Below are 9,225 nucleotides of genomic sequence, written 5' to 3' on the forward strand. Positions count from 1 at the left end.
TCCGTAACTGTTGATTATCGGACATACTTGCAATTTCTGTTCAGAATGTCACACACTGGGGCGCGTGACACTCGTCCTGGGACTGGACATCGGCAGCACGTCGACGAAGGCCGCCCTCGTCGACGTGGCCGATGGGGTGACCATCGTGCGCGTCGCCCGGCGGCCCACACCGTCGACCGCCGACGACCTCGTCGTCACGGCGGCCGCGGTCGCACGGGATTGCGTTACCGACGCGGCCATGCCGGTCGCCGCGGTGGGGATCGCCTCGATGGCCGAGAGCGGAGCACCCCTGGATGCGGAAGGCCGGGCTCTCACTCCGCTGCTTCGCTGGGATCGCCGGGTCGATCGTTCCCATCTCGACTCGCTGCTCACCCGGCTCCCGGATCTCCCCGTGGCCACCGGTGTCCCGGCGACGACCAAGCCTGCCGCCGTCGCGCTCACCGCGCTGCGTGCCGAGCAGCCCGATGCATTCGCGGCGATGCGGCACTGGTCGGGTGCCGCCGATCTGATAGCCCGCGTTCTCACCGGCGAACGCGCCACCGACCACACGCTCGCCGCGCGAACCATGCTCGCCGGCGCTCGCGGCGACTCATGGGATGCCGACGTCCTGGACGGGCTCGGCCTGCGCGACGCGCTCCTGCCGACGGTGCGTGCACCCGGCGAGCCTGCCGGCTCCACGACGGCATCGGCTCGCGCTTTCGGCCTCGCGCCCGGCATCCCGGTGCACATCGCCGGGCACGACCACGTCGTCGGCACTTGGGGCGTCGGCGTGCGGAGCCCGGGCGAGACCGCAGACTCCCTGGGAACCGCGGAGGCGATCGTGCGGGTGACGCATGCCGTCGACATCGCTCGCGCCGTCGCTGCAGGATTCTCGGTCGGCCGCACCGTCGACGGGTCGGCGGCGACAGTGCTGGGCGGCAGCCCGGCCTGCGGTGCGATGCTCGCCGGGTGGGATGCCGAACACCCTGATGACCACGTGATCTCGCACCTCAGCACCGTGATGCCGGACGAGTGGATCGCCGGCTCTTCGATCGTGCTGCCGTACCCGTCCGGGCGGCAGTGCCCGAGACCCGATCCCGGCGCACGAGTGCGCGTTCTCGGCGACGCGCGCGATGCGTCCGATCGCGCGCACAGCCTGCTGCAGTCGCTCGTCGCCCATTCCCGATGGATGCGCGAGACCGCGGACGAGTTCGCCGGCTCCCCGACCTCCGTGCTCACGGTGCTCGGCTCACTGGCCGAACGCATCCCGATCTGGGCACCGCTGGTGGCGACGGCACACGTGCCCACCCGGATCAGCACCGTCGACGAGCCGGTCGCCGCCGGCGCCGCCTTGCTCGCGGCTGTCCGCAGCGGTGAGGTCGCCGCGGGGGCCGCGATCCTGCCTCGAACAGCCGTCGCACCGCTGCACGCACCGGAATCCGACGACATCCATCGACGGTTCCTCGCGGCCGTCACCGAAGGAGAACAATGACAACGCTCGACACCATCGCCCGGCCTTCCGGAGCTTTCGCCATGGTCGCCATGGATCAGCGCGAGAGCCTGCGGCACATGTTCGACCTCGCCGGCCACGGCCGGCCGGAGGATGAGGTCCTCATCGATTTCAAGGTGGCGGTGGCGCAGGAGCTCGGCCCGCACGCATCCGGCTTCCTCGCCGACCGGCAGTTCGGCTTCGACCGGGTGAGTGCGGCGGTTCCGGCATCCACCGGGCTGATCCTCGCGGTCGACGCGCTCGATCAGGCCGAGGGCGGACCGGTCGAGGACACCGCCCTCGACGAGCAGAGCGTCGCCGATCTTCCACTCGGGGTCGACGCGCTCAAACTGCTGCTCATCTGGCGGCGCGACGAACGTCGCGATGCCAGGGTGGAGCTCGCCTCCCGGTTCATCGAGGCGGCGCGCGAGCGCGGTGTGCTGTCGGTGCTGGAACCCGTGGTGCGCGCGGCTCCGGACGAGAAGGACTTCGATGCGGATGCCGCGATCCGCGAGGCCGCGCGCGAGCTCTCGGCCCTGCATCCGGATCTCTACAAGGCACAGGTTCCGATGGCCGGAGCCGGCACCGAAGCCGAGCAGCGGAGCGCGAGCTCCGCTCTGAACGAGTGCATGACAGGTCCGTGGGTCGTGCTCTCGCAGGGCGTCGAGCGGGATCGGTTCGCGGATGCTGTGCGCGCGGCGTGCCAGGAGGGCGCCAGCGGCTTCCTCGCCGGACGGGCCCTGTGGAGCGACGTGGTCGGGGCTGAAGACGTGCGATCCGAGCTGCGCGCGCGATCGGTCGAACGGCTCACAGCACTCTCCGACGTGGTGGACGAGCACGCGCGCTCTTGGCGGGACTGGGGGCGGGCATGAGCACGCGCGTCGGCGTCCTGCACACGGTGCCTGCCCTCGTCCCGGTGTTCGACACACTGCTGCGCGCACGAAGCGACGACCTCGACATCGTGCACACCGCGGACGCATCGCTGCTGTCCCGCGCCATCGCCGACGGTGTGACGGATGACCTGCGCGCGTCACTGCGCGAGCACCTGCGCGGGTTGCGCGACGCCGGCGCCGAGTCTGTGCTCGTCACGTGCTCCTCGATCGGAGAGGCCGCGGTCGAGGCGGCAGCCGTCGTCGGGGTTCCGCTGCAGCGGGTGGATGCGCCGATGGCGGCCGAGGCCGTGACCCGCGCGTCCGCCGGCTCCGGTCGGATCCTCGTGCTGGCGACGTTGGAGGCGACGCTGGGGCCGACCACCCGGCTGGTCGAGGCAGCCGCGACAACAGAAACAGGCGAGATCGCCGTCGAGTCGCGCGTGGTCGAGGGAGCAGCGGCCGCACGCAGCGCCGGCGACCTGAAGGAGCACGACGCCCTTATCGCCGCAGCGATCACCGAAGCAGGCGATGTCGACGCGATCGTACTGGCGCAGGCGTCCATGGCATCCGGGGCCGGTGCCGACTCACGGGTGCTCACGTCGCCGGAGTCGGGCGCGGCCGCGTTCGTCACGTCGCCCGGCGCAGCCGGCCGATAGCACAACAGCTGGCATGGCGCCTCCCCCTGGATGGATGAACGGGAATCCTGACACCGTGGAGACATGAGCAATCCTCTGCGCGATGACTCGGTCTCGATTCTCACCCGTGGCTACGACTTCGGCGCGCGCATCTGGCGCAGGGTCCGTCCGGACGCCCGGTCAGCACCCATGCGACTGCTCGGCGACGAGGCGTTGTTCGTGCGCGGCGCCGAGGGCGTCGACCTCTTCTATGACGAGCGGCGGATCGCGCGCCATGGCGCCATGCCCGCGATCGTGCAGGAGACGCTCTTCGGCCACGGCTCAGTACACAGTCTGGACCGCGACGAACACCGCCACCGCAAGGCGACGTTCGTGGATGTCGCGTACGAGGACGCGCAGGTCGCGCGGCTGCTGCCGATGCTCGCACGTGAATGGCAGACGGAACTCGACGCCTGGGCCGATGGCACCAGCCGGCGTTCGGCCTACGACGCCGCGGTGGGTGCGCTCGGACGCTCGATCATGAGGTGGGCAGGGCTGCCCGGGACCCCGGCCGCGAAGACGAGATGGTCGGCGCGACTCGCGCAGATCGTGGACGGCTTCGGGGCCCCCTATTCACCGGCGTTCCTGTTCGCCTGGCTGAACAGGAACTGGTCCGACCGGCACGCGCAGCGCCTGATCGAGGCGGTGCGCTCGGGCGCGCTCGCGGCCGAGGATGGAACGGCTCTGCACGAGTGGGCATGGCACCGCGACCGCGACGGCGAGCTGCTGCCGCCCGGGCTCGCCGGGGTCGAGCTGCAGAACAGCATCCGCCCCATGGTCGCCGTCGCGCGCTTCGTCGCCTTCGCGGCGAAGGAGCTGCACGAGCGGCCGGAGTGGCGCGCGCGCATCGCCTCCGAGACAGCGGAGCGCGGCGAGCTCGTGGGCGGTCCGATCGCGACGGCGTTCGCACAGGAGATCCGCCGCACCGCGCCCTTCGTGCCCATGCTCCCCGGGTGGGCGATCGACGACGTCGAACTCGACGGCCGGCGGGTCCCCGCGGGAGGTCGGGTCGTACTGGATATCCTCGGCACGAACACCGACGAGGACTCATGGGAGCGCCCGGAGGAGTTCGATCCCGAGCGGTTCATCGGCGTCGACGACTATGAGGCGCTGCGTGCGTTCATCCCGCACGGTGGGGCGGGCGTGTCCACGGGTCACCGCTGCCCGGGCGAGAAGCTCGCGATCGCCGGCCTCGCGGCGGGCATCGCGGCGATGAGCGATCCGCGCGTGACCATCCTCGGCAGCGGACTCGGCGTGAGCCGGCGCCGACTGCCGACCAAGCCCGCATCCGGGGGTCGCGTGCGAGCGGCCGATGCTCCGGCGCGCTGCCCGTTCCACTGACTCGGGGCAGGGGGATCATGGGCGGGTGGAGGTCAGTGTCTTCGTCGCGCACAGAAGGCACGATACTGCACGCGTGCTCGTCCTCTGGGAACGTTGTCATATAGCCTGGGACAATGAGCTCAGCACCCTCAGTGACGAGTGTTCCTGATCGACGCACGATCCGGGGAGCCTGGTACTCGCTGTCCTGGCGCAGAGGATCGAACGGGTTCAGCAGGTCCCCCTACTTCGAGCTCTCCGACGCGGACGGCGCGCGTTGGATGCGGCTGAGTGGTCTGTCCAGCGCCCACACGCGCTCGGCGCGCGACGAGGCGATGCGGATCTCCGAACCGGAGATCCGCATCGATACGGACGCCGTCGTGGTCACCGTGCACACCGAATCCACGGCATGGCAGGAGCGAATCCTCGAGGTGCGCTGCTCGAATGATTCGATCGAGATCACGCTCGTCGCCACCGGCACGGGCGATGTCACCGACGTCACGGTGCTCGGCGGTGATGGCATCCTTCCCACCGGCGCGGCGGGGACCTTCCGTTCCGGATTCGACGCCCGCTCGCTGTACGTCCCGAGCCCGACCGAGCCGGTCGCCTTCGTCCGCCCGATCTGGTCGGCCGCATCTCTCGGCGTGGTCGGCGACGCCGATCCCGGGCGCCTGAACGGCATCTTCTCCCCTCCGCCGCTTCTGCTGGCGTTCGGCCGCGCGCCGGTCACCGATGCCTTCCGGCCGGGCGAGGGCCCATGGCTCGCCGCGTGGCTGCGCGACCCTGTGGAGAGGCTCGGCTTCACCACCCTGCGCTTCGATCCCGTCGACGACGGCGCGCTCCTCCGCCTGGCATACGAGGGGCACACGTCCGTCGACGGCACGTGGCGCTCCCCGACGGTCATGCTGCGCGAGGCGAACTCTCCCGCGGATGCGCTCGCGGACTACCGCACGGACCTCGTCGTGAACGATTGCGCACCTGCCCCGGCGAAGGAAGTCCAGCCGTGGTGGCTCGAACCCATCTTCTGCGGCTGGGGTGCGCAGGTGGCGCGCGGGGATGCCCCCGCTCCCGACCTCTGCCGCCAGGAGATCTACGACGAGTTCCTCGGCACCCTGGCATCCGCGTCGCTCGACCCCGGCACGATCGTGATCGACGACCGTTGGCAGGCGGAGTACGGCACGGCCGAGCCGGATGCCGAGGCGTGGCCGGACATGCGCGGCTGGATCGCCCGTCAGCACGCCGAGGGCCGCCGGGTGCTGCTGTGGTGGAAGGCATGGGACCCCGCGGGGCTCCCTGCGGACGAGTGCGTGACGGATGCCGCGGGCCGTCCCGTCGCGGTCGATCCGGGGAGCCCCGCTTACCTCGCCCGACTCGACGGGATCGTCGAGCGGCTGCTGTCAGCCGACGGGCTCGACGCCGACGGCTTCAAGGTCGACTTCACCCAGCGCACTCCGAGCGGCGTCATGCTGCGTTCAGCTCCCGACAGCGACGGCGTCTGGGGGATCGCCGCACTGCACCGGCTCGTCGGGCGTCTGCACGGCGCCGCGACCCGCATCAAGCCGGACGCCCTCGTCATCACCCACACCGTGCACCCCTCATTCGGCGACATCTCCGACATGATCCGCACGAACGACGTCCTCGAGCACGACACCGCGGGCGCACCGGTCTCGGTCGCGGCGCAGCTGCGGGCACGGCACGAGATCGTCGCAGCGGCGCTTCCGCGGCATCCGGTGGACACCGACCAGTGGCCCATGCCCAACCGCGAGGAATGGTTGGATTACGCCAGGTCGCAGGGGCAGTACGGCGTGCCGGCCCTGTACTACCTCGAACGCGTGGGCGAGGGTGAGGAGCCGATCGACGTGGAGCATCTCGCCGAGGTGGCTCGTCTGTGGGAAACGTACCGAGAGAGCCTCAGATGACCGCGATGGAGGTCACGAGGGGTGTGTGGCGGATCGCCGACACCTGCCACGTCTATCTCCTCTTCGATCCGGATGCTCCGGCGGGCCGGCGGGACGCCGTCGCCATAGACTTCGGCTCCGGCCTCGCACTCGAGCACCTCGACGATCTCGGCGTCCGTCGCATCACCGACGTGCTCATGACGCACCACCACCGCGATCAGGGGCAGGGGCTTCCGCTGGCGATCGAGCACGGCGCGCGCATCCACGTGCCCCCGGTCGAGCGGGAGCTGTTCGACCGCGTGGAGGAGATGTGGGAGCGCCGCCCTCTCGACAACGACTACAACCTCCGCCAGGACCGCTTCTCGCTGCTGTCGTCGGTAGCGGTGCACGCCACGGTTCCGGAGTACCGCGAGATGGACGCCGCCGGTGTGCGCCTGCGCGTCGTGCCGACCCCCGGGCACACGATCGGGTCGGTGACCTATCTGCTCGAACGCGAAGACGAGACCATCGCGTTCTCGGGCGACCTCATCTACGCACCGGGCAAGGTCTGGTCGCTCGCCGCGACGCAGTGGTCGTACACGCAGAACGAGGGCCCCGGCATGACAGTTCTCAGCGCCCGGATGCTCGCGCGCGAGGGCGTGACGCGCCTCGCGCCATCGCACGGCGACGTCATCGACGACGCCGTCGCCGCACTCGAGATGCTCGCCGACACGATGCAGCAGTACGTCGACTCGCGGCGCTCCTACCCGTGGGACCTGCTGGCCCGCCTCGACGACCCCTATGTCGCTCTGACGCCCCATCTGCTGATGAACCGCACGTCGATGTCGTGCTCCTACGTCGTCCTCTCCGAGACCGGCGAGGCGCTGATGATCGACTACGGCTACGACATGACCACCGGGATCGTGCCGGGCCAGGAGCGCGCCGCCCGCCGTCCGTGGCTCGCCTCGCTGCCCGCGCTGCGGCGCGATCACAGCGTGACGCGGATCACCGTGGCCCTCCCCACGCACTACCACGACGACCACATCGCCGGGATGCCGCTGCTGCGCGACATCGAGGGCACCGCGCTGTGGATCCCCGAGAACGTCGCGCCGACGATGGCCGATCCGTGGCGGGAGGATCTCCCGTGCCAGTGGTACGACCCGATCGTCGCCGATCGCGTACTGCCGCTGGACGAGCCGTTCACCTGGAACGAGTACACCTTCACTGCGCATGCGCAGCCGGGGCACACGCTCTACGCCGTCGCCTACGCGCTCGAGATCGACGGTCTGACGGTGGTCTTCACCGGCGACCAGCAGGAGGGGCTGGGCGGCAAGGACGGCCGGCGCGACATCATGAACTACCAGTACCGGAACCTGTTCAGACTCGGCGACTACTCGCGGAGCGCTGAGCTCTACCGGCGCATCGGCCCGGGGCTCATGGCGAGCGGCCACTGGGAGCCGCGGTGGGTCGACGACGAGTACCTGGAGTACCTCGCCGAGTCCGGGCGATTCGTCGACGAGCTGCACGAACGGCTGCTGCCGCTCGATGACCTCTCGATCGGGCCCGACGGTCAAGTCGCTCGCGTGACGCCGTACCGGCGGCGGGCGACCGTCGACGAACAACTGGAGTATGCGGTGCACGTACGGAATCCGCTCGCCGGACGCGCGGCAGCGAGGCTCACGCCGGTGCTGCCGATAGGCTGGCGCTCGTCCCAGCCTGAGATCGACCTCGACCTCGGACCCAGCGAGGAGGCCTCTGTGCTCTTGACCGTCACCCCGTCTTCCGCGGGAAGCCGGCAGCGCCTGGCGATCGACGTCACGATCGGCGACCTGCGACTGGGCCAGCACGCGGAGGCCCTGCTCGACGTGATGGAGCCCGGCGCATGAGCGCGCCGCGACGCCAGCCGATCGCGCGCCCGACCATCCGGGAGGTCGCCCAGGCCGCGGGGGTCTCCCGCTCCACGGCGTCGCGTGCACTGTCCGGCAGCGGCTATGCGGCTCCGGAGGTTCGCGAGCGCGTCCGCGCGGTGGCCAAGGAGATCGGCTACGTGGTCGATGTGACCGCCCGCAGCCTCAAGCAGCGCACCAGCCGCTCCGTCGGTCTGCTCGTCTCCGACCTTCGCAACGTCTTCTACGCGGGTCTCGCCTCCGGCATCGGAGAGGAGGCGCGCGTGCACGGGCGCACAGTCGTTCTCGTGGATCTCCACGGAGACGGCAACGACGAGCTGGCCGCCGCCGAGACGCTCGTCGGCTCCCGCGTCTCCGGCGTCATCGCCACTCCCGTCTCCCGGCATCTCAGCGAGTACCTGAGCCGGATCGGCGTGCCGCTGATCGAGATCGACCGGCGGTTCGATGCGGACTCGACGGATGCCGTCGTCGTCGACAATCGTGCGGCGGCCCGCGACACCACGATGCGCCTGCTCAAGGCGGGCCACCAGCGCATCGCCCTGCTGATCGATGAGACCGAGTGGACGACGGGCGAGGAGCGTCAGCGCGGCTACCTCGACGCCCTCGTGGCGCGCGGCGTGCCCATCGACGACTCGCTCATCGTGCAGGCCGGCTGGGATGCCGACGAGGCGACGGCCGCGGCGCGCGCCATCCTTTCCCGGCCGGATCGCCCGACCGCCGTCTTCGCGGCCAACAACGTCCTCGCCGAGGGAACCTGGCGGGCAGCGGCCGAACTCGGCCTCCGTGTTCCGGCTGACGTGAGCATCGCCGGCTTCGACGATGCCCCGTGGATGAGCATGGTCGATCCGGGCGTCTCGACCCGCATGCAGGATTCCCGTGCGCTCGGCGCGACGGCGCTGCGCGCCCTGCTGGAGCGCATCGAGGCTCCCGACGCCCCCGTGCGGACGATCGTGATGCCCACGGCCTTCGTCGATCGCGGCTCGATCGGCGCTCCGCCGGCCTGACCCGCCCGGGGCGATCGAGCAAGGGCGACGAGATCCGATGACGAGACTGTTGCGGCTGATCATCCCGTTGCTATGATGTGGGAACGATGTCACATTGTGCTGGCGA

At 70.4% G+C, this 9,225-nt stretch carries 7 protein-coding genes; all 7 read left to right on the forward strand.

Going from position 1 to position 9,225, the window contains the following annotated elements:
• The first annotated feature begins 64 nt into the window (after window positions 1-64).
• The 7 genes from IM776_RS14875 (at window position 65) to IM776_RS14905 (ending at window position 9,119) form a co-directional block, all read left to right on the forward strand.
• A complete protein-coding gene (locus IM776_RS14875) occupies window positions 65-1,471 on the forward strand; it encodes an FGGY-family carbohydrate kinase (protein WP_194420911.1) in 1,407 nt (468 codons plus the stop codon).
• On the forward strand, window positions 1,468-2,340 hold the full coding sequence (locus IM776_RS14880; protein ID WP_194420912.1) for a hypothetical protein: 873 nt from the start codon (window positions 1,468-1,470) through the stop codon (window positions 2,338-2,340). Before IM776_RS14875 ends, IM776_RS14880 begins: the two co-directional genes overlap by 4 nt.
• The gene (locus IM776_RS14885; protein WP_194420913.1) at window positions 2,337-2,996 is read left to right on the forward strand and encodes an aspartate/glutamate racemase family protein; all 660 of its coding nucleotides are present in this window, start codon (window positions 2,337-2,339) and stop codon (window positions 2,994-2,996) included. The genes IM776_RS14880 and IM776_RS14885 overlap by 4 nt, the downstream gene beginning before the upstream one ends.
• A gap of 63 nt (window positions 2,997-3,059) precedes the next feature.
• A complete protein-coding gene (locus IM776_RS14890) occupies window positions 3,060-4,355 on the forward strand; it encodes a cytochrome P450 (RefSeq protein WP_194420914.1) in 1,296 nt (431 codons plus the stop codon).
• A 113-nt stretch (window positions 4,356-4,468) separates the two neighbouring features.
• On the forward strand, window positions 4,469-6,250 hold the full coding sequence (locus tag IM776_RS14895; RefSeq protein WP_194420915.1) for an alpha-galactosidase: 1,782 nt from the start codon (window positions 4,469-4,471) through the stop codon (window positions 6,248-6,250).
• Entirely contained in the window at window positions 6,247-8,094 is a 1,848-nt protein-coding gene (locus IM776_RS14900) for an MBL fold metallo-hydrolase (protein ID WP_194420916.1), read from the forward strand. Before IM776_RS14895 ends, IM776_RS14900 begins: the two co-directional genes overlap by 4 nt.
• A complete protein-coding gene (locus IM776_RS14905; protein ID WP_194420917.1) occupies window positions 8,091-9,119 on the forward strand; it encodes a LacI family DNA-binding transcriptional regulator in 1,029 nt (342 codons plus the stop codon). The genes IM776_RS14900 and IM776_RS14905 overlap by 4 nt, the downstream gene beginning before the upstream one ends.
• The last annotated feature ends 106 nt before the right edge of the window (window positions 9,120-9,225 follow it).

Source organism: Microbacterium abyssi (genome assembly GCF_015277895.1).
Lineage (GTDB): Bacteria > Actinomycetota > Actinomycetes > Actinomycetales > Microbacteriaceae > Microbacterium > Microbacterium abyssi.